The sequence below is a fragment of the Pseudalkalibacillus sp. NRS-1564 genome, from assembly GCF_050467905.1.
Taxonomy (GTDB): Bacteria; Bacillota; Bacilli; order Bacillales; family Guptibacillaceae; genus Guptibacillus; species Guptibacillus hwajinpoensis_B.
Genome location: NZ_JBITPM010000050.1, coordinates 26,230 through 44,481, shown reverse-complemented (window position 1 = coordinate 44,481; position 18,252 = coordinate 26,230). Strand labels below are relative to the sequence as shown.

Sequence of the window (18,252 nt, the reverse complement as noted above, 5' to 3'; positions counted from 1 at the left end):
TTCCATATGGAAACAGCTTCTTTTGGATCATTTTACCAAATCATACCCATTAGGGCGACAACACACGTGCCAGCTACGAATACTCCAAAGAATATTCCCCATGCAGGATACTGATGCCCTTTGTGGCTTAAATGCATGAACATGTATAGCTGAAATACGAGTTGGATACCAGCTAGGATCATGATAAAAACAACTGTAAAAGCATCAGATATCGCATCGCTAGCTACTGCTACGAACGCAATCATCGTCAGGAAAATCATCATGGCAAAGGAAACAAGTTGTTGCTTAAATTCCTCCTCATGAGCAATCTCGTGATGAATGTCGAGATGACTTTGATCGTGCTCTGACAGAGTATCGTGACCTTCATGATGTGCCATAAAATTAACCCACCTTTCCCATTAGGTAAACCACTGTAAAGATGAAGATCCATACAACATCAATAAAGTGCCAGTAAAGAGCAAAGAGATAAAACTTCGGTGCTGTATACAGGTCCATTCCTCTTCTTAGATTACGAATAATAAGAATCGTAATCCAGGAAATCCCCACTAATACGTGAGCTCCGTGAGTACCTACAAGCGTGTAGAAAGCAGATCCCCATGCACTGCTTTTAATCGTATGACCGTATTCATGTACATAGTGATTAAATTCATAAATTTCAAGACCTAGGAAAGCAAGACCTAGAAGTCCAGTCACCACAAACCAGCCAATCATACGCTTAAAATGATTTGTTTTAAGTGCCATCGTAGCAAACACCGATGTTAAACTACTTGATAATAAAAGCATTGTCGCAATAAAAACAAGTGGAAGTTCAAACAGTTCATTCGATGTAACGCCACCGTTTGTTGCATTCCTTAGTCCTAAGTATACCCCAAAAAGCGAGGCGAAAAGCACGGTTTCGCCTCCAAGGAAGAACCAGAAACCAAGAAATTTATTTTTACCATCTAACGTAGCCCGTTCTGGATTGGCAGGCAACTTAGTCATTGCTTCGTTCGATTTCATTTGCCTTCCCTCCCTTCATCAGGCAGATCTTCCTTATGGATATGGTATCCGTGATAATCAATGACAGAGCGAAGGATCATCGCTAATGCCGTGATCACAAGTCCACCTATTGCAATTATCCAGTTTGAATAGATCGCTGCAAGAGCCGCAATAAACAACCCAAGAGAAAGAACAAGTGGAAGAATAGAAGAATCCGGCATATGGATATCATCTAAAGGTTCCGCGGCAACCATAGCTTTATTACCTGCTCGTTTTTCTAACCACCATGCATCAAGACCACGTATTAGCGGTGTTTGTGCAAAGTTATATTCTGGAGCTGGTGATGAAATCGCCCATTCAAGCGTACGACCGTCCCAAGGGTCATTTCCAGCTTTTTTACCTTTAACAGAAGTTTGGATAATGTTCCAAACCATAATGATTGTTGCAAGTCCCATTAAGAAAGCACCCATCGTTGCTGCGAAGTTCGCTTCATCAAGACTTTGACCAGAAAGATACGTATAAACTCGACGCGGCATTCCCATAAGTCCGAGGAAGTGCATCGGGAAGAACGTTAAATGGAAACCGATAAAGAATAACCAGAAATGAAGCTTTCCGAGAAATTCGTTCAATACTGTTCCAAAAATCTTCGGCCACCAGTAGTACATACCGGCAAATAGACCGAACACTACCCCACCAACAATTACATAGTGGAAGTGAGCTACAACGAAGTAGCTATCGTGGTACTGATAGTCAGCAGGTGGAACGCTTAGCATTACCCCTGTCATACCACCAAGTACGAAAGAAGGAATAAATCCTACTGCAAATAAGTTTGCGGTTGGGAAGCTCACTTTTCCTCCCCACATTGTAAAGAGCCAGTTAAAGATCTTAACCCCAGTCGGAACTGCGATTAACATTGTTGCAACAGCAAAAATAGAGTTGGCAATTGGTCCTAGTCCCACTGTAAACATATGGTGAACCCATACCATAAAGCCTAAGAAACCAATAAGAGCTGTTGCGAAAACCATTGCTGAATAACCAAACAGACGCTTTCTTGCGAATGTTGCAATGATTTCAGAGAACATACCAAATGCAGGTAGAACTAGAATGTAAACTTCCGGGTGCCCGAAGATCCAGAATAGATGTTCATAAATAATCGGGTTACCTCCCGCTTCAGCTGCGAAGAACTGCGATCCGAACAAACGGTCAAACATGAGTAGCGCTAGACCAATTGTTAGAGCAGGGAAGGCAAAAAGAATAAGACCAGAAGTAATAAAACTAGACCATGTGAACAGCGGCATACGCATAAATGTCATACCCGGTGCCCGCATGTTTATGATGGTAACTAGGAAGTTAATTCCCCCGATTAACGTTCCGATACCTGAGATCTGAAGCCCTAGAACGTAAAAATCGACTCCGTTCCCTGGACTTGTTGTTGATAGTGGTGCATAACCGGTCCAACCAGCATCCGGTGCTCCACCCATGAACCAACCAAGGTTCAGTAGGATACCACCCGCTGTAAATAGCCAAAAGCCTAATGAGTTAACGAATGGAAACGCTACGTCTCGCGCTCCAATTTGAAGCGGAATGATCGCATTCATAAACCCAAATATGAGCGGCATGGCTGCCAGGAAGATCATTGTCGTCCCGTGCATCGTAAGCAGCTGGTTAAATGTTTCAGCTCCCACAAAATCAAATTCTGGATAAAGCAACTGCACCCGCAGTAAGATTGCTTCTAAACCACCGAGTAGAAAGAAGAAAGCACCGGAAGCGAGATAGAGAATCCCGATCTTCTTATGGTCAACGGTAGTAAGCCAATCCCATACAGGATTTTTCTTTTTATAAGCATGTGCTGACACGTATTAAACCTCCTTATTTCCGATGACTATTCTTCAACTTTTAGTCCTTGCAGGTAAACAACTAAAGCATCAAGCTCTTCATCTTTTAGCTGATCTCCAAACGCAGGCATGTTATTACCAGGTTTGTATTCCGATGGATCGCTAATCCAGCCCTTAATGTTCTCATCTGTATGCTCGAGAACGCCCGCTACTTTCTCGCGGTCACCAAAGTTTGTTAAGTTCGGACCTGTGTTACCGCCTTCACTTCCGACGGCGTGACAGCCAATACAGCTGTTTGCGAAGATTTCTTCCCCTTGAGCTGCTTGATCAGAAGCTGCCTGTGAACCAGCTTCTTTCATGTTTTCTGCCCATGCTTCAAAATCTTCTTTTTCTTGAGCAATTACTTTAAAGTCCATCAAAGCGTGTGATGGTCCACACAGCTCAGCACACTTCCCATAATATGTACCTGGTTCCTGAGCATTTAGCCACATTTTATTCTCTGTAGCTGTATTCGTATCCATTTTTCCACCTAGAGTCGGAACCCAAAAAGAGTGTGTGACATCTTTAGAAACGAGTTCAAAATAAACTCTTTCTCCTGTTGGAATGTGTAAATCTTGAGAAGTCTTCACTTCAAGATCAGGATACTCAAATTCCCACCAATACTGATGAGCTGTTACTTTGACAACGGTTGCACCTTCAGGTACTTTTTCAGTGCCCTCATCTAATGCAAACGTAGTCATTACTGTCGGAACGGCAAGGATCAAAAGAAGGATAATAGGAACTACAGTCCATAGAATCTCAAGAACGACATTACCTTCCGTTTGTTCTGGAATTTCATTGTCGCTTTCACCACGTCGTCTAAAACGAACAAGCACAACTGTATAAATGAGTGCTACTACAACGAAAACCCCGATCATGATGTAAAGGCTTAACATCATGAGATTAAATTGCATTTCAGCCCCTTCTCCCTTAGGGAGCATAGCTGTTAGTTGTTCGTTACCGCAACCCGTAAGCGCTAACGCAATTACCGATAGCAGTGGTAAAAAACGCCAAACATTTTTCCAACGTTTCATTTGCACCTTAAACCTCACTTTCTTTAGTAGCTTTTACTCAAAATTGAGTTATAGGAAGACAAGGAGGGCATCCTACCCACCTTGTCTGACCATACATTAATCATCCTTTTAAGGATTAATATTTACTGCAATCATAACAATAAACAGGATTGTTATATAGTTAAGCGAATAAACAAACATAATTCTCGCCCACTTAATATCGTCCTTCATGAAAAATCCTGCAATTCCTATCGCTAGCCATCCAAAACCAAGGATTGCTGCGACAGTGATGTACACTGGTCCAAAGCTGTATAGCAATAGTGACACTGGTACTAAAGCAGCCGTATATAAAACGATTTGGCGCTTCGTCATTGGAAAACCTGCTACAACAGGTAGCATTGGAATTCCAGCATCACGATAATCATCTACACGCTTCATAGCGAGTGCTAAGAAGTGTGGAGGCTGCCAGATAAACATGATTAAAAACATTCCCCATGCTACAGGGCTTAAGTTAGGATCAATTGCAGCCCAGCCAATAAGCGGCGGAAGTGCACCTGAAAATGACCCGACTACTGTATTTAAAGAAGTTGTACGCTTTGTCCACATTGTATATAACACAACGTATATAACAAGTCCTAAAAGACCCAATAAAGCAGCCATTGGCTCAACAATCAATAGCATTATCGTACCTACAATGGCTAAGCCAAGACCTACAAATAATACCTGGTTAGCAGGAATTTTACCTGTAACTGAGGGACGCGTATTCGTTCTCGCCATCACTTGATCAATATCACGGTCAATGTAGTTATTCAAAGATGTTCCCCCGGCAACAACAAAAGCTGTTCCCAACATCGTTAGAATGAGTACCATTGGATTAGCGAATAGATCAAATCCTGCAGCAACTGATGCCACCCATAAGCCAGTAAAAGCTGTAATTAAATTATCAAATACAATGCCTAATTTCGTAAGTGTCAGAAAATCTTTCCACGTACCAGATGGATTTGCTTCTGATAGCGGGCCTGGCTCCATAACGCGATTAGATGCTTCGTATGCAGTTCTAGCTTTACTCAATCTACACACCTCCTTTTTCATTTGACTGAAGTAAATCAGTCATTCTATCGTTCATGTTAGACAATCTTATTAGAAGACTGTGTAAGCCCTGATCATTATGTTGTATCACGTCTACCCCTCCAGGTTACTCACATGCTGTTAAACAAAATGTAATTCAATCTTCACATCTTGCTATTAAAACTCGCTAACAGCTATGGTAAGATAATGTTGGTTTTGTGAAAGGAAGCAGTATCCGCAATCCTTATCCATTATAAACGAATCTAATTGTTTTGTATACGTCGTTTCATAATGGGAGCTCATCCTTTCATTCGTGCAAAGATGTGCTTGCCTCTTCACACATTCATTGTACTATGATTTACACACAATTAGATAAGAAGGTGTTATTTGTGAATAAATTGTTGAAATTATTCGGGATTATTACGTCACTTGGAATGCTTCTCGTACTCTTAATGGGTGCAGTTGTAACGAAAACAGGGTCGGGTGATGGCTGTGGGAACTCCTGGCCTTTATGCTATGGAAAGGTTCTACCTGAAGCACCAGAGATAGAAACGATCATCGAAGTCAGTCATCGGATTGTTTCAGCAGCCCTCGGTCTGCTCGTGATTATTCTTGCCATATGGGCTTGGCGAAAAATCGGACACATTCGAGAAACAAAATTTTTAGCGATTGCTTCTGTCTTCTTAATCGTGTTTCAAGGTTTGTTAGGCGCTGCCGCTGTAGTATGGGGCCAATCAGATATTATTCTTGCTTCTCATTTTGGTTTCTCACTTGCTAGTTTTGCGAGTGTTGTTTTGCTAACTATACTCGTTTTTGAAGCGTCTGGGAATAAAAGAACGCCTCATGTTCCTAAACGTATTCGTTTTCATTTATACGCGATTACAATCTATTCATATATAGTCGTTTATACAGGAGCCCTCGTACGCCATACAGGCGCCAGTATGGCCTGTGACAAAGTTCCATTTTGTAGCGATGGTCAGCTGTTCGCTTTCTCTGGACCACAGGGGATTCAGATGTTACACCGAACGGCAGCCGTACTCATCTTTGTATGGTTACTCTACATTCTCATCATAGGATTACGAGAGTTTAAAAACAAAGGAACGATGCGAACTGGTATTATTTTAGCTTTTGTTTTCATTTGTTTACAGGCGTTGAGCGGTATTCTAGTAGTCGTTTCAAACCTGAATTTGTTTCTCGCGCTTTTCCACGGACTCTTTATATCTGGTTTATTTACAGTTCTTCTCTACCTTGTTATGCTTTCACTTCGAAGTGGCAGGCAATAGAAAAAAGCTGCGCAAAATTGCGCAGCTTTTTTCTTATTCATTCATTTCTAGCAATAAGTCTCCCGATTCAATTCCCTCTCCATTAGCCACATGAATATGTTCCACTGTGCCACTACGAGGTGCCTGGACGGTTGTCTCCATTTTCATCGCTTCTGTGATCATGAGGTGATCACCTTTGTTTACTCTTTCTCCTTTTTCAACTAGAACTTTAATGACAGTTCCCGGCATCGTTGCTCCAATATGATTTGGATTAGTGCGATCCGCTTTTGGTTTAGCCGCAATTGCCGTTTTGATATTTTCGTCTTTAATCACAACTTCACGCGGCTGACCATTTAATTCGAAGTAAAGGGTGCGCTTGCCTTCTAGATTAGGCTCTCCAACCGAGACAAGCTTGACGATAAGCGTTTTCCCCTGTTCGATCTCGACCTCAACTTCTTCTCCAAGTCGCATGCCATAAAGGAAGGTTGGTGTATCTAGAACGGATACATCCCCAAACATCTCTTGAACCTCTGCATACTCTAGATAGACTTTCGGGTAAAGAGCATAAGAGATCAGATCATGGCTAGTTACTTGACGATTCAATTTGTGATAAAGAGTTTCCTTTAAGTCCGTAAAGTTAACAGGTTCTAGAAACTCTCCAGGTCTTGAAGTAATCGGCTCTCTACCTTTAAGAATAATTTGCTGAAGTTCTTTAGGAAAGCCCTGATACGGCTGGCCAAGGTATCCCTGGAAGAGTTCTACAACTGAATCAGGAAAATCTAGAGATTCTCCACGCTCATACACATCATCTTCGGTTAAATTATTTTGAACCATATAAAGAGCCATATCGCCTACAACTTTAGAAGAAGGCGTAACTTTTACAATGTCTCCAAACATTTCATTAACTCTTCGATACATGCGTTTCACATCATCCCAGCGCTCTCCAAGACCGACGCCTTTTGCCTGCTGTTGAAGATTGCTATATTGGCCACCAGGCATTTCGTGCTCATATACTTCCGTGTGTGGAGCGGTCATACCACTTTCAAATCCACTATAGTATTTACGTGTATCTTCCCAGTAATGAGACAATTCTTCTAACGCTTTAATACTAATATCCGGCTGTCGCTCTGAACCATCCATTGCATAATACAAAGAATTGGCACTTGGCTGAGATGTTAAGCCAGCCATGGAACTTACGGCTACGTCTACGATATCTACACCAGCCTCAATGGCTTTCGCGTATGTATAGATCCCGTTACCGCTCGTATCGTGCGTATGAAGATGAATAGGTATAGAGACAGTTTCTTTTAACGTTGAAATAAGTTTATATGCCGCTTGAGGCTTGAGTAACCCTGCCATATCCTTAATTCCTAAAATATGAGCACCGGCGTCTTCAAGTTCTTTTGCGAGCTGTTGATAATATTCAAGGTTATACTTCGACTTATCCGGATTTGAGATGTCACCTGTGTAGCAAATTGATGCCTCAGCAATTTTTCCTGTTTGACGAACCGCTTCAATCGCTTTTGTCATGCCGTCCACCCAGTTCAAACTATCAAATATCCTAAATACATCAATTCCTGCGTCAGCAGACTTTTGAACAAATTCTCGAATGAGATTATCTGGATAATTCTTATATCCTACTCCGTTTGATGCTCGTAACAACATCTGGAACATCACATTTGGCACTTGCTCTCTAAGCTTAATTAAGCGATCCCACGGATCTTCTTTTAAGTATCGTAATGAGACATCGAAGGTAGCCCCGCCCCACATTTCCATTGAGAACAGTTCGGGTAGCATGCGGGCAGTCGGCTCTGCAATATGCAATAAATCAGTCGTTCTCATTCTTGTCGCAAGAAGAGATTGATGACCGTCACGGAATGTCGTGTCGGTAAGTAACGTTTTCTTCTGTTCTTTCACCCATTTAACAAGACCATCTGCACCTTGTTCATCAAGAATTTGTTTCGTTCCTTTTGGTATAGGCTCACTGTATTTTAAATGCGGTACTCTCCGTTTCGTAAACGCAGGTTTTTTCTTTATATCAAGACCCGGGAAACCGTTAACTGTAATGTTCCCGATGTATGAAAGCATTTTTGTTCCACGATCTTTTCGCTTTGGAAACACAAATAGCTCTGGTGATGAATCGATGAAAGATGTATTATATTCGCCTGATCGGAAGTTCTCGTGTTTCATTACATTTTCAAGGAAAGCAATATTCGTTTTAATTCCTCTAATACGGAATTCTTTTAAGTTTCTGACCATTTTAGATGAGGCTTGGTCAAAATTAAGTGCCCATGTCGATAGCTTCACAAGAAGTGAATCGTAATAAGGAGTAATGACAGCACCTTGATAAGCATTCCCTGCGTCAAGACGAACGCCGAATCCGCCACCTGATCTGTACGCCATTAGCTTCCCTGTATCAGGCATAAAATTATTTTCAGGATCTTCCGTCGTTACACGACATTGAATAGCGTACCCGTGACAGTCAATGTCATCTTGTTTCGGTATACCGAGTCGATCACCATGAATGTGTTCACCCTCAGCAATCATAATTTGAGATTGAACAATATCAATTCCCGTGATCATTTCTGTAATGGTATGTTCTACCTGAACTCGAGGGTTTACTTCAATAAAATAGAACTCTCCCTCTTGGTTAACAAGAAATTCAACAGTACCTGCATTGACATACTGTACGTTTTCCATCAATTTCACTGCAGCTTCACAAATGTCTCGTCTAGACTCCTGTGTCAGTGAAACACTTGGTGCTACCTCGACAACTTTCTGGTGACGACGCTGCACCGAGCAGTCTCTCTCATAGAGGTGAATCGTATTACCATGCTTATCTCCAAGAATTTGAACTTCGATATGCTTCGGATTTTCTACAAATTTCTCCACATAAATTTCATCGCGCCCAAAGGCTGCTTTTGCTTCAGATTTAGCACGATCATAAGCCTCCGCCAAAGATTCTTCACTTCGGACGATTCGCATGCCTCTTCCGCCGCCTCCTAGGGCAGCTTTAATCATAAGAGGGTACCCATTCTCATCTGCAAACGCCTTAACCTCATCAAGTCCTTCTACAGGGCCATCCGTTCCTGGAATGACTGGAAGCCCTGCTAATATGGCTTGTTTTCTAGCCTCTACCTTATCTCCGAACATTCGTAAATGGTCAAGTTCAGGTCCTATGAAAATAAGACCTTCCTCCTGACAACGTTTAGCAAACTGAAGATTCTCAGAAAGGAAGCCGTAACCAGGGTGAATAGCATCAATGTCGTTCGCCTTCGCAATCTCGATAATCCCCTCAATATCTAAATAGGCATCAATCGGCTTTTTATCCTCTCCGACAAGGTAAGCTTCATCTGCTTTATAACGATGGTACGATCCACTATCTTCTTTAGAATAAATAGCTACGGTTCGAATATTCAGTTCGGTACAAGCACGGAAAATTCGAATGGCGATTTCACCACGGTTAGCAACTAAAATTTTTGAAATAGCTGGCATATAATTTCCTCCTTAAACTAAAGCTCCATTTGAATCGTATTATCTTTTTTAACGTAACCTTCTTTCTGCTCTTTCCTTATATTCACAAAAGCAGAAACGTTCACTAGTATCCCCATTGATATCATCAGCAAAATTAATGAAGATCCACCGTAACTGATAAACGGAAGTGGGACACCTGTTACTGGTAACCAGCCTGTTATAGCACCAAGATTGACGACTGTTTGTACACCAATCATACCAGCAATGCCTATAGCTAGTAAGCTACCAAATGTATCCTTACAGCGAATACCTATAACAAAACCTTTAAATACGATATAACCTAACAAACCTACTACAAATACAACACCGAGTAACCCTAACTCTTCAGCCACAATGGCCATAATGAAATCTGTATGTGGTTCAGGTAAAAAACCGTATTTTTGAATACTCTGGCCAAACCCCTGACCCGTAATTCCACCTGATGCTATAGCGATATAAGAATTAATTAAATGGAAACCACTGTCTTCTGGGTCCGAAAATGGATCATAAGCTCCAGTAAATCTTGATGCCTGTTCAGGTGAGAGCGTCATCCACGCAAGAGCGAAGACAATCCCGCCAATGACGATAAGCCCTAAAATGTGTCTCCACTTCATTCCAGAACAAACAATGACAATACCTGAAGTTAATGCGATAATCATTGCCGTCCCAAGATCTGGCTGTGAAGCAACTAACGCAAAAATCAATCCAATGACCATTAAAGGAGGCATTGCCCCTCTTACAAAGTTAGAAATATAGGCTTGTTTTTTGGAGTAAATAGCCGCAAGGTAAATGATTAACCCTAGTTTGACGAATTCAGAAGGCTGAAAACTAAACGAGCCGATTTCAATCCAACTTTGTGCATTGTTCGTAGTGGATCCGATCAATTTCACGAGCAGTAGTGACAAAACAGAGAGTCCTAGTATAGGAACGATAAATTTCCTATAAGCCTTATATGGAAAGACCATCGCCAGTAGGAACATAACGAGTGATACCGCTAACCAGATGATTTGTCTGTTGAAGAAGTAAGCACTGTTTGCTTCATGTCGCATCACAGCCCATACCATACTTGCACTGTAAACCATAACGAGCCCAAACCCGCACAAAAGTAATACACTAATGATTAGAGAGTAATCATAATGCTTAAATAATTTTTTAATCATAAACGTCATCCTACCTATTTATTTTCTATTAAGAAGTTTGCATCAGCTCACTGTTAACTTCATAATCACTTGTTGGTTTATTCGCCTTTTGGAAACTAAAAGTATTGGTGGTGTTGAAGGATTCCCGTAGCCAGACCCCAGATCGTTTAACTTTCAGTTTTAGTTCAAGAGCTCCAATATCTCCGTTTCTAAACGCTCGTCTCCGCTTTTCGGTGATCCAGCTGCGCAGGCCAAATCCTCCGACTGTTTCACCCATTCGAATGAGACATAAAGCGTCTCACTCTCATGGCCTCCAACACCCTGCGGATTTAGACGGGCCCGCTCCGCTTTTCTTGTGTCCAGCTGCAGTGGGCAGGGTCTCGATCGCTTCACCCCATAAAATGAACACAAAGACCGTGTTCTTTTTATGGGCCTCCAGCGCTTGTCGACCCTAAACGCCCACCTCCGCTTTTCTTGTGTCCAGCTATGACTCGCAGAAACTGCGATATTTCACTCTTTCACCAGAACACAAAGGGCGTGTTCTAGTTCAAGAGCTCCAATATCTCCGTTTCTAAACGCTCGTCTCCGCTTTTCGAAGTATGTATAGGTTTCGATGGAATTTGGGTGAAACCTGCTATCCTTTTGAAATTAAGTTTTTTTGAGAAGGACTTTTAATATGGTCCATCCGTCTGATTCTTTCCCGAGAATTTTAAATGGGATCAGATTGGTTATTCCTAGCCAGAGGTTAAAGAAAAGAACCCAGGCTATGATGGAGGGATGGAATGGCAGAATGAGAGCGAGTGCGGCGACGATAAGATTCATGAGTGGACCAGCTATGGCAATGGCGAGTTTCCCATAGGCTTTATCAGGTTGTGAGCTGATGGTCATTCCTCCAGCGAAATAAATAGCGTTAACGGCTACTTCTCCTCTCGGGTGTCTCCATGTAAAGATTCTTGGACCTATGCCCAGGTGTAGTTTCGCACCAGCTTTCGTAAAAACATTGGCTGCCACTGTGTGGCCCGCCTCATGAAGTAATAAACTGATGGGAGATATAACAAGGATCACCATGAGCAAATCATACATTCATATCTACTCCTAAAATCTTCTGAATTCTTTTACGGCCTATTCGTATTCTATCATATTTTCTACTTGCTACTATCACTTAATGCGGAACTGCAAAGTGAATGAGTCAAAAATATATTGTATGTAAAGGAACACTGAAAATAAACAAAAAGCTCAAACTATCATTGATAGTTTGAGCTTTCATTATTTCCTCATACTAGCTTCATGAAGAGCCGAAAGCTGACGCTCAAGTGATTCAAGCAATTCTTTGCCATCCTCTTCATTTACTAATCCAAGACGAACCGCGAAGTCAATTTCGCGAGATAAACCAAACATCTGCGTATCAAGAACCTCTTCATACAGAGGACACTGAGGCATCGTCAAATTCTCCATTTGAACTTCGATAAGTTTTAGGATCTTATGCGCATCGGCTTTTAACAGCTCGTATGCTTTTTCACGATGTCCTGTTGCCATACCAGTTGACAAATCTGATCCCTCCGTTCCCTTTCCCATTCCTTCTATTATCATAAAAGGAATGCAACAAAATTGCAAGAAAAAGCAGGGTAAACGCGGATGTGTTTAGAAAATACTTAGTCCATATTGTGAAGAAAGATTCTCAAGAAGTTTGTTTCCAGCGATACTATTTCCTTTTGCATCAAGTGGTGGACTATAAACACCAATTCCCATTTCATTTGGAACAAGACTTAAAATCCCACCTGAGACACCACTTTTTGCAGGGATGGCCACGTTAATCGCAAACTCACCAGATGCATTGTACATGCCGCATGTAACCATAAACGTTTTCACGATTCTCGCTATATATCTTGGAATAATCCTTCTTTCCGTTTCAGGGTCTTTTCCTTCATTGGCTAGAACCATCCCTATTCTAGCAAGATCTTTACAGTTTACTTCGATTGCACACTGTTTTGTATATGCTTCAAGAAGCATCTCAACATTATCATCAATAATGCCGTGCTGCTTCATGAAATAACTTAATGCTCGGTTTAAATTCGCCGATTCATATTCCGAATCAGCTACTTCAGTATTAATTCCAATGCTAGTGTTATTCGTCATGTCATGAATTAATTGCAATATGCGTCCAACTTTTTCCTCTACTGAACTACCATGAATCATATTTGTAACAACTAAAGCACCCGCATTAATCATTGGATTGAGTGGTTTTGAGGGTACCATCGTCTCAAGTTTGGCAATTGAATTAAATGGATCTCCCGTAGGCTCCATTCCTACCCTTGAGAAAACATGCTCCTCTCCTGAGTCCATGATTGCTAAGGCTAGTGTTAGAACTTTAGAGATACTTTGAAGGGTAAACGTTTCGCCTACATCTCCGGCTGATAAACATCCGTCTTCCTTGGAGTAGATTGCAATTGCTAGCTTATCTGGATCGGATTTTGCAAGGGCTGGAATATAATCTGCCACTTTTCCATCTTTCGTAAATGGCTTGCTTTTCCTAACTAGTTCCACTAATTCTTCTTCTGTACGACATCTCATCTTAAATCCTCCCGCTCGGAACAAATTGACTCTCACCATACTGTTCCCCAAATGTGACAAATGCAAGCATAACCGGTATACTTGGTTTGCAAAAGATTTTGATTGTGGGGTGTACAAGATGGAGACGATTCTACCTATTAAGGGGAAAGTCAATTATTCCATTACTTTAGACGCAAGCGTATGGATATTTGATGATCGTAAGATTGAATTAGAGGAATTTTTGAAATTTGATGGTTCAAGCGAAAAGAATGAGAACGATTACATCCATACTCAGGCTGAACGCTTTGAAAGAGAACTTACAGGAATTAAACCTCCTGTTAACAAAAGTATCAAAAGGTTTGAGAAAGAACGCATTCTAACAGGAAGTTTCGTTATCCCACTCAAACCATTTTTATCTAATGCTGATCCTACTAACGATAGCGAGAAGGTTCAGCTAGATTTTAAAGATGGCTCTAAGCAGAGTATGACAATGGATGAAGCCATGAACGGCTTTCTTCGCTTTTCCCAAGATGGAAAACCGCTCAGAGAAGATGGCCCTACCCATTTCTATTTCGGGAATGGCTCGAACGCTTCGGAACCATTTAAATACGTTACAGGTATAACTGTCATCTAGAGTAGATCAGCTGCAATGCGGGCAAGCAGAGAACGTTCACCTTTCTCGAGCTTAACATGTCCGCTAAGCGGCTGGTCTTTAAATTTTTCGACGACATAAGTTAGTCCATTCGTGTATTCATCAAGATAAGGATGGTCAATTTGCTGTGGATCACCGAGGAGAACAATTTTACTTCCCTCACCAACCCTTGTTAAGATCGTTTTCACTTCATGCTTGGTTAAATTTTGTGCTTCATCTATTATAATATATTGATCAGGTAAACTTCTTCCACGAATGTACGTTAATGCTTCTACTTGAATGGAACCGATTCCCGAGAGGATCTTTTCAAGCTCCCCCGTCTTTTTAACATTAAACAGGTATTCTAGATTATCAAATATAGGCTGCATCCACGGACGTAACTTTTCTTCTTTCTCCCCTGGCAGAAATCCAATATCTTTTCCAACTGGAACAATCGGCCTCGCAATAAAAAGTTTTTTGTAGCGATTTAAATCTTCTGTTTGCATTAATCCAGCCGCCATCGCTAAAAGCGTTTTTCCTGTTCCTGCTTTACCTACAAGTGTTACAAGTGGGATGTCGCTACGAACAAGCAAATCTAGCGCCATTCTTTGCTGTACATTCCTCGGACCTATTCCCCACATATATTCCGTTTCCATCGCTGTCTTTTCAACTTTTTTACAGTTCTTATCTACTTTGCCAATTCCGGATGACGAGGCTTGAACCGGGTCTTTTAAGATGATGTATTGATTGGGATAAAGCGGTCTTCCTTTTAACATTTTGACGTCAATATAATGCTTCTCAAAAAACTGATTGAGTACTTCTGAATCAACATACCTTTCTTCATATCCTGTATAAATCTGATTAAATTCAACAACTCTGTCGCTTAAAAAATCCTCAGCTTGTATGCCCATTGCATCCGCTTTAACACGAACCAAAGCATCTTTACTAACAAGAATCACTGTTCGACCAGACTTTAATTTCCCTTCTTCTAAAAACAAATTCAATGCGACCGCCAGAATTCTGTTATCGTTTGTTTTCTCAACAAATTTATCCTGTAAGTATTGAAAAGATCGATGGTTCAGTTCAATTCGAAGCGTCCCGCCGTTTTCAAGAGGAATCGACTCATGAAGCTTTCCGCGTTCTCGAAAACCATCAATCATGCGTGATACTTGCCTTGCGTTCCTGCCTATTTCATCCATATACCTTTTCTTTGAATCCACTTCTTCTAACACCACAGCTGGAATGACAATTTCATTCGTCTCAAACGAATAAATCGCATTTGGATCTTGGAGTAACACGTTAGTATCTAGGACGTAAACCTTATCCAACACTTCGCCTCCTGACCAAATTTAAGTTGCTCTAACAGGTACGAAAAACAGTTGGGACTATCTACGTTTTCTATAATCTATGAACTAGTGTATAAAGTTAGACGGTTATTCAGAAAATAATTAACAAACTGTAGGGATTTATTATAAATCGCTTATTACGGAGGTAATCGAAATGATTAAGATTCGATGGAGTCTCATCGTGATTTGTCTACTTACTGCTTGTCAGGCAAATGATGATCCTGTTGCTACAAATAAGGAAAAAACGGAGCGAGTTCAATATGTCAAACAGTCCGTAAAAACACCAGAGAATAAAAACTTATCAGCTACAGATATTGCTGAGAATCTTGTTACAATCGCTAAACAAGTACCTGATGTGAATGATGCTACAGCTATTGTTACTGGAAAATACGCAGTAGTCGGTATTGATGTAAACCAAAAGCTCGATCGTTCTCGTGTTAGCTCCATCAAATATACAGTAGCTGAAGCACTTCAAAAGGATCCATATGGAGCTAATGCAGTGATTACAGCTGATGCCGACACTACTTATCGATTGAAGCAAATGGCAACTGAAATTAAACGAGGGCATCCAATCGGAGGCGTTATGGAAGAGCTTGCTGATATTGTCGGAAGGCTAATGCCTGAAGTGCCTAGTAAAACGAACAAATCTGAACCTGATCCCATTCGCTCAAATGATAAGCAAATACCCGCAAAAGAAGAAAAACAATTGAAACAGCAGCAGGAGAAACAAGACTTAGATAAATAATTCTTCGGCTATTACTGATATCTAATAAAACAAACTAACCGACCCCAACGGGTCGGTTAATTTGTTTCGGTGGATTTTTTTAGTTGAGCCATGACGGAGCGATCTAATTTTGCAGCTGCTTCAGGATCATACGTTTTTTCATAGACAGGTTCAACAGACATTTTCGCACCATAAAACATCACATCTCGCACTTCTTTAATCTGAAGCTTAAACATCGTAAGCTTCAGCGGAACGTCCTGCATCCTCTCCTCCGCTAATGAAGCTCTACCGGTAATCGCATAGGTACTTTCGTTTCCAATTAGCGTAATCGAAACATGATCATTGGTCTGAATATTTGTCACAATTCTCGATTTCTGATCCACAGCGAATACGATAGTTTCACGATTGACAGCGTATAACCAGGAGATAGCACTAATATTTGGTCCTGTTGTTTCATAATCAATCGTTGAAAGGAGCGCATATTGTTCTCTCTTAAGTAACGTTAAAAGATCATTCGTTAAAGTTTGGTCGACTTTATTTGGCATGATATTCCCTCCATTTTATTACCTGTTATCTAACGCATTATACTGCAAAGGATACCGTTATTCATGCTATACTAGCAACATGGAATGAGAGGTGTAAAAGATGCGAGTAAAATGTGTATTATGTGATAAAATCGAAAAAATCGATAGCGGGAGTCCGCTTGCTAAAAAACTACGCAACAGACCGATCCATACCTATATGTGTGACACATGTAATGAACGAATTGAGACGCGAACAAAAGAACGTAAAGATACGGGGGAATTTAAATTATTCCACCAGGATGAATCGAACGATGAGTGGTAAAATAAAGCTTGGTCTACTGGCTGGAACGATTTCTGGGATTGCCCTCGGACTAATATTAAAGGTTATTCAATTCACTACTGGCAAACTCGTTTATACACTCCTTCTAAACATTGATTTCATACCGATTATTGGGAGCATAAACTGGCCAGAACTTATTGAATTTGTTTTTCATCTTATTATCTCCCTTATCATCGGTGTTGTTTTCAGTTTAGGGAGCTCAAGATTTTTCTCTAATAAGAAAGTATATCAGGCGATCTTTGCTTACGTATTAACTCTACCAACCGTTTTTCTCTATTTTCCTTTAACATACCTTGCTATCAAGCCCACTCCGGATCTCTTTGACCTCGTTGCGATTGGATACTGGACAATAGGGCACTTAATCTATGCAGCGATTTTGTTTGGTGTTTATGCCCTTAATGAGAAATAGCCTTGTGTTAAGAAAGACGTGCTTTCAGCACGTCTTTTTCTCATTCATTGGTTATACTTTGGTTCATTTTCAATCGAGGATAACAGCGCTTCAATTAATTCAGATGGAAATTTCTTCGAATCGCTTTCCCCATCCTTCACATAATTAACGACGTAGTATTCCTCAGTCACTTCCACAGATAAGTCCGCAACATTATGATCTTCTGTTAAGATGTCCATAAAAAAACTGCACGTATCTTGCGCTGCCTGATCATCCTTACGATGATCAGCGACAACTTTAATACTAAGCCAATTATACATCGTATCCTGAAGATTCAAAGTGTCCCTCCACCTTATGACATTACGCTTCTTTTTTCTTCGCTTGATTGAGTCGCACCTTATAAATAATTAATACGACAGCAGAAGCTACTAATCCTTCAGCAACCGGCAAACCGATTCCAAAAAAGGTTAGCGGAAAACATCCAATAACAAGAACAGCGTATACGATGACATTTTTTAGTAGAGGAAGTTTTTTGGCAAAGCCAAGACGATAGACAACAATACAAAGGATAACGATGATCGCATATAGCAAATAAAACCCCAGGGTCATATTGTCTTCAATGCCGACCAACTTAGCGAAAAATGATAAATCTTCCGATGCAATGGTAGGTTCCGTATTCATTTATTCACCCCCGGTATAAAAGCATAATAAAACAAACCATAAATAAAAGTAAACGATTTCTTCTCTCTTTTTAAAAAAAGCTATGTTACTAAAGGTTTCACTCAATTGAGCCGAAAATCGAGAATCAACAGTAAAGCCTAACATAGCTCTTTAAAAACCCCATACATAACTGGGAACATAGCTAAACAATAAAAAAACGATCCAAAAGGGATGCCCCTTTT

Annotated in this window: 19 protein-coding genes; 5 read left to right on the top strand and 14 right to left on the bottom strand. The window is 40.8% G+C overall.

Translation table 11 applies throughout. The features are described from left to right. Window positions 1-32 precede the first annotated feature (32 nt). The 5 genes from ACIFPW_RS21465 to cyoE form a co-directional block, all read right to left on the bottom strand. The gene (locus ACIFPW_RS21465) at window positions 33-377 is read right to left on the bottom strand and encodes a cytochrome C oxidase subunit IV family protein (protein ID WP_430247090.1); all 345 of its coding nucleotides are present in this window, start codon (window positions 375-377) and stop codon (window positions 33-35) included. Between the two features lie 4 nt (window positions 378-381). Beyond that, on the bottom strand, window positions 382-999 hold the full coding sequence (locus ACIFPW_RS21460) for a cytochrome c oxidase subunit 3 (RefSeq protein WP_430247089.1): 618 nt from the start codon (window positions 997-999) through the stop codon (window positions 382-384). Next, a complete protein-coding gene (gene ctaD, locus ACIFPW_RS21455; RefSeq protein ID WP_430247088.1) occupies window positions 996-2,834 on the bottom strand; it encodes a cytochrome c oxidase subunit I in 1,839 nt (612 codons plus the stop codon). The genes ACIFPW_RS21460 and ctaD overlap by 4 nt, the downstream gene beginning before the upstream one ends. A gap of 26 nt (window positions 2,835-2,860) precedes the next feature. After that, on the bottom strand, window positions 2,861-3,886 hold the full coding sequence (coxB, locus tag ACIFPW_RS21450) for a cytochrome c oxidase subunit II (RefSeq protein WP_194221299.1): 1,026 nt from the start codon (window positions 3,884-3,886) through the stop codon (window positions 2,861-2,863). Between the two features lie 108 nt (window positions 3,887-3,994). Beyond that, complete coding sequence (gene cyoE / locus ACIFPW_RS21445) at window positions 3,995-4,936, bottom strand: heme o synthase (protein WP_194221298.1); 942 nt, start codon at window positions 4,934-4,936, stop codon at window positions 3,995-3,997. A 386-nt stretch (window positions 4,937-5,322) separates the two neighbouring features. Here cyoE and ACIFPW_RS21440 point away from each other — a divergent pair, with 386 nt between their 5' ends. Then, on the top strand, window positions 5,323-6,216 hold the full coding sequence (locus ACIFPW_RS21440; RefSeq protein ID WP_430247087.1) for a COX15/CtaA family protein: 894 nt from the start codon (window positions 5,323-5,325) through the stop codon (window positions 6,214-6,216). A gap of 33 nt (window positions 6,217-6,249) precedes the next feature. On the opposite strand, the gene pyc is transcribed toward ACIFPW_RS21440, so the two are convergent. The 5 genes from pyc to glsA form a co-directional block, all read right to left on the bottom strand. Continuing rightward, the gene (gene pyc, locus ACIFPW_RS21435; protein WP_430247086.1) at window positions 6,250-9,690 is read right to left on the bottom strand and encodes a pyruvate carboxylase; all 3,441 of its coding nucleotides are present in this window, start codon (window positions 9,688-9,690) and stop codon (window positions 6,250-6,252) included. Window positions 9,691-9,707: 17 nt separating this feature from the next. Beyond that, complete coding sequence (gene ftsW / locus ACIFPW_RS21430) at window positions 9,708-10,868, bottom strand: putative lipid II flippase FtsW (RefSeq protein ID WP_430247085.1); 1,161 nt, start codon at window positions 10,866-10,868, stop codon at window positions 9,708-9,710. Between the two features lie 627 nt (window positions 10,869-11,495). Beyond that, window positions 11,496-11,930 carry a site-2 protease family protein gene (locus ACIFPW_RS21425; protein WP_430247084.1) on the bottom strand — a complete coding sequence of 145 codons (435 nt, stop codon included), beginning with the start codon at window positions 11,928-11,930 and terminating at the stop codon, window positions 11,496-11,498. 183 nt (window positions 11,931-12,113) lie between these two features. Beyond that, window positions 12,114-12,383 (bottom strand): YlaN family protein, encoded by a 270-nt coding sequence (locus ACIFPW_RS21420; protein WP_098445722.1) that lies wholly within the window; start codon window positions 12,381-12,383, stop codon window positions 12,114-12,116. Window positions 12,384-12,488: 105 nt separating this feature from the next. After that, complete coding sequence (glsA, locus tag ACIFPW_RS21415) at window positions 12,489-13,418, bottom strand: glutaminase A (RefSeq protein ID WP_430247083.1); 930 nt, start codon at window positions 13,416-13,418, stop codon at window positions 12,489-12,491. A 118-nt stretch (window positions 13,419-13,536) separates the two neighbouring features. Here glsA and ACIFPW_RS21410 point away from each other — a divergent pair, with 118 nt between their 5' ends. Next, complete coding sequence (locus ACIFPW_RS21410) at window positions 13,537-14,031, top strand: peptidyl-prolyl cis-trans isomerase (RefSeq protein ID WP_430247082.1); 495 nt, start codon at window positions 13,537-13,539, stop codon at window positions 14,029-14,031. Here the strand turns inward: ACIFPW_RS21410 and ACIFPW_RS21405 are convergent. Continuing rightward, window positions 14,028-15,356 carry a PhoH family protein gene (locus ACIFPW_RS21405; RefSeq protein ID WP_430247081.1) on the bottom strand — a complete coding sequence of 443 codons (1,329 nt, stop codon included), beginning with the start codon at window positions 15,354-15,356 and terminating at the stop codon, window positions 14,028-14,030. The genes ACIFPW_RS21410 and ACIFPW_RS21405 overlap by 4 nt on opposite strands. A 172-nt stretch (window positions 15,357-15,528) precedes the next feature. Here ACIFPW_RS21405 and ACIFPW_RS21400 point away from each other — a divergent pair, with 172 nt between their 5' ends. Continuing rightward, window positions 15,529-16,119, top strand: a complete 591-nt coding sequence (locus ACIFPW_RS21400) for a YhcN/YlaJ family sporulation lipoprotein (RefSeq protein WP_430247080.1) — start codon at window positions 15,529-15,531, stop codon at window positions 16,117-16,119. A 56-nt stretch (window positions 16,120-16,175) separates the two neighbouring features. Here the strand turns inward: ACIFPW_RS21400 and ACIFPW_RS21395 are convergent, their stop codons facing one another. Then, window positions 16,176-16,643: a pyridoxamine 5'-phosphate oxidase family protein gene (locus tag ACIFPW_RS21395; RefSeq protein ID WP_430247079.1), complete on the bottom strand. Its 468-nt coding sequence runs from the start codon at window positions 16,641-16,643 to the stop codon at window positions 16,176-16,178. Window positions 16,644-16,743: 100 nt separating this feature from the next. Between ACIFPW_RS21395 and ACIFPW_RS21390 the strand changes: the two genes are divergently transcribed. Continuing rightward, on the top strand, window positions 16,744-16,944 hold the full coding sequence (locus ACIFPW_RS21390; RefSeq protein WP_194221287.1) for a YlaI family protein: 201 nt from the start codon (window positions 16,744-16,746) through the stop codon (window positions 16,942-16,944). Continuing rightward, window positions 16,934-17,371: a hypothetical protein gene (locus ACIFPW_RS21385; protein WP_430247078.1), complete on the top strand. Its 438-nt coding sequence runs from the start codon at window positions 16,934-16,936 to the stop codon at window positions 17,369-17,371. Before ACIFPW_RS21390 ends, ACIFPW_RS21385 begins: the two co-directional genes overlap by 11 nt. A gap of 44 nt (window positions 17,372-17,415) precedes the next feature. Here the strand turns inward: ACIFPW_RS21385 and ACIFPW_RS21380 are convergent, their stop codons facing one another. Together ACIFPW_RS21380 and ACIFPW_RS21375 are read right to left on the bottom strand one after the other, a co-directional pair. Further along, the gene (locus ACIFPW_RS21380) at window positions 17,416-17,688 is read right to left on the bottom strand and encodes a hypothetical protein (RefSeq protein ID WP_430247077.1); all 273 of its coding nucleotides are present in this window, start codon (window positions 17,686-17,688) and stop codon (window positions 17,416-17,418) included. A gap of 22 nt (window positions 17,689-17,710) precedes the next feature. Continuing rightward, a complete protein-coding gene (locus ACIFPW_RS21375; RefSeq protein WP_194221285.1) occupies window positions 17,711-18,031 on the bottom strand; it encodes a YlaH-like family protein in 321 nt (106 codons plus the stop codon). Window positions 18,032-18,252 lie beyond the last annotated feature (221 nt).

What these genes read in the sequence shown, in the direction of transcription:
- ACIFPW_RS21465 (WP_430247090.1), bottom strand. Translation starts at nt 377, where the DNA reads ATGGCACATCATGAAGGTCACGATACTCTGTCAGAGCACGATCAAAGT.
- ACIFPW_RS21460 (WP_430247089.1), bottom strand. Translation starts at nt 999, where the DNA reads ATGAAATCGAACGAAGCAATGACTAAGTTGCCTGCCAATCCAGAACGG.
- coxB (WP_194221299.1), bottom strand. Translation starts at nt 3,886, where the DNA reads ATGAAACGTTGGAAAAATGTTTGGCGTTTTTTACCACTGCTATCGGTA.
- pyc (WP_430247086.1), bottom strand. Translation starts at nt 9,690, where the DNA reads ATGCCAGCTATTTCAAAAATTTTAGTTGCTAACCGTGGTGAAATCGCC.
- ftsW (WP_430247085.1), bottom strand. Translation starts at nt 10,868, where the DNA reads ATGATTAAAAAATTATTTAAGCATTATGATTACTCTCTAATCATTAGT.
- ACIFPW_RS21425 (WP_430247084.1), bottom strand. Translation starts at nt 11,930, where the DNA reads ATGTATGATTTGCTCATGGTGATCCTTGTTATATCTCCCATCAGTTTA.
- ACIFPW_RS21420 (WP_098445722.1), bottom strand. Translation starts at nt 12,383, where the DNA reads ATGGCAACAGGACATCGTGAAAAAGCATACGAGCTGTTAAAAGCCGAT.
- glsA (WP_430247083.1), bottom strand. Translation starts at nt 13,418, where the DNA reads ATGAGATGTCGTACAGAAGAAGAATTAGTGGAACTAGTTAGGAAAAGC.
- ACIFPW_RS21410 (WP_430247082.1), top strand. Translation starts at nt 13,537, where the DNA reads ATGGAGACGATTCTACCTATTAAGGGGAAAGTCAATTATTCCATTACT.
- ACIFPW_RS21400 (WP_430247080.1), top strand. Translation starts at nt 15,529, where the DNA reads ATGATTAAGATTCGATGGAGTCTCATCGTGATTTGTCTACTTACTGCT.
- ACIFPW_RS21395 (WP_430247079.1), bottom strand. Translation starts at nt 16,643, where the DNA reads ATGCCAAATAAAGTCGACCAAACTTTAACGAATGATCTTTTAACGTTA.
- ACIFPW_RS21390 (WP_194221287.1), top strand. Translation starts at nt 16,744, where the DNA reads ATGCGAGTAAAATGTGTATTATGTGATAAAATCGAAAAAATCGATAGC.
- ACIFPW_RS21385 (WP_430247078.1), top strand. Translation starts at nt 16,934, where the DNA reads ATGAGTGGTAAAATAAAGCTTGGTCTACTGGCTGGAACGATTTCTGGG.
- ACIFPW_RS21375 (WP_194221285.1), bottom strand. Translation starts at nt 18,031, where the DNA reads ATGAATACGGAACCTACCATTGCATCGGAAGATTTATCATTTTTCGCT.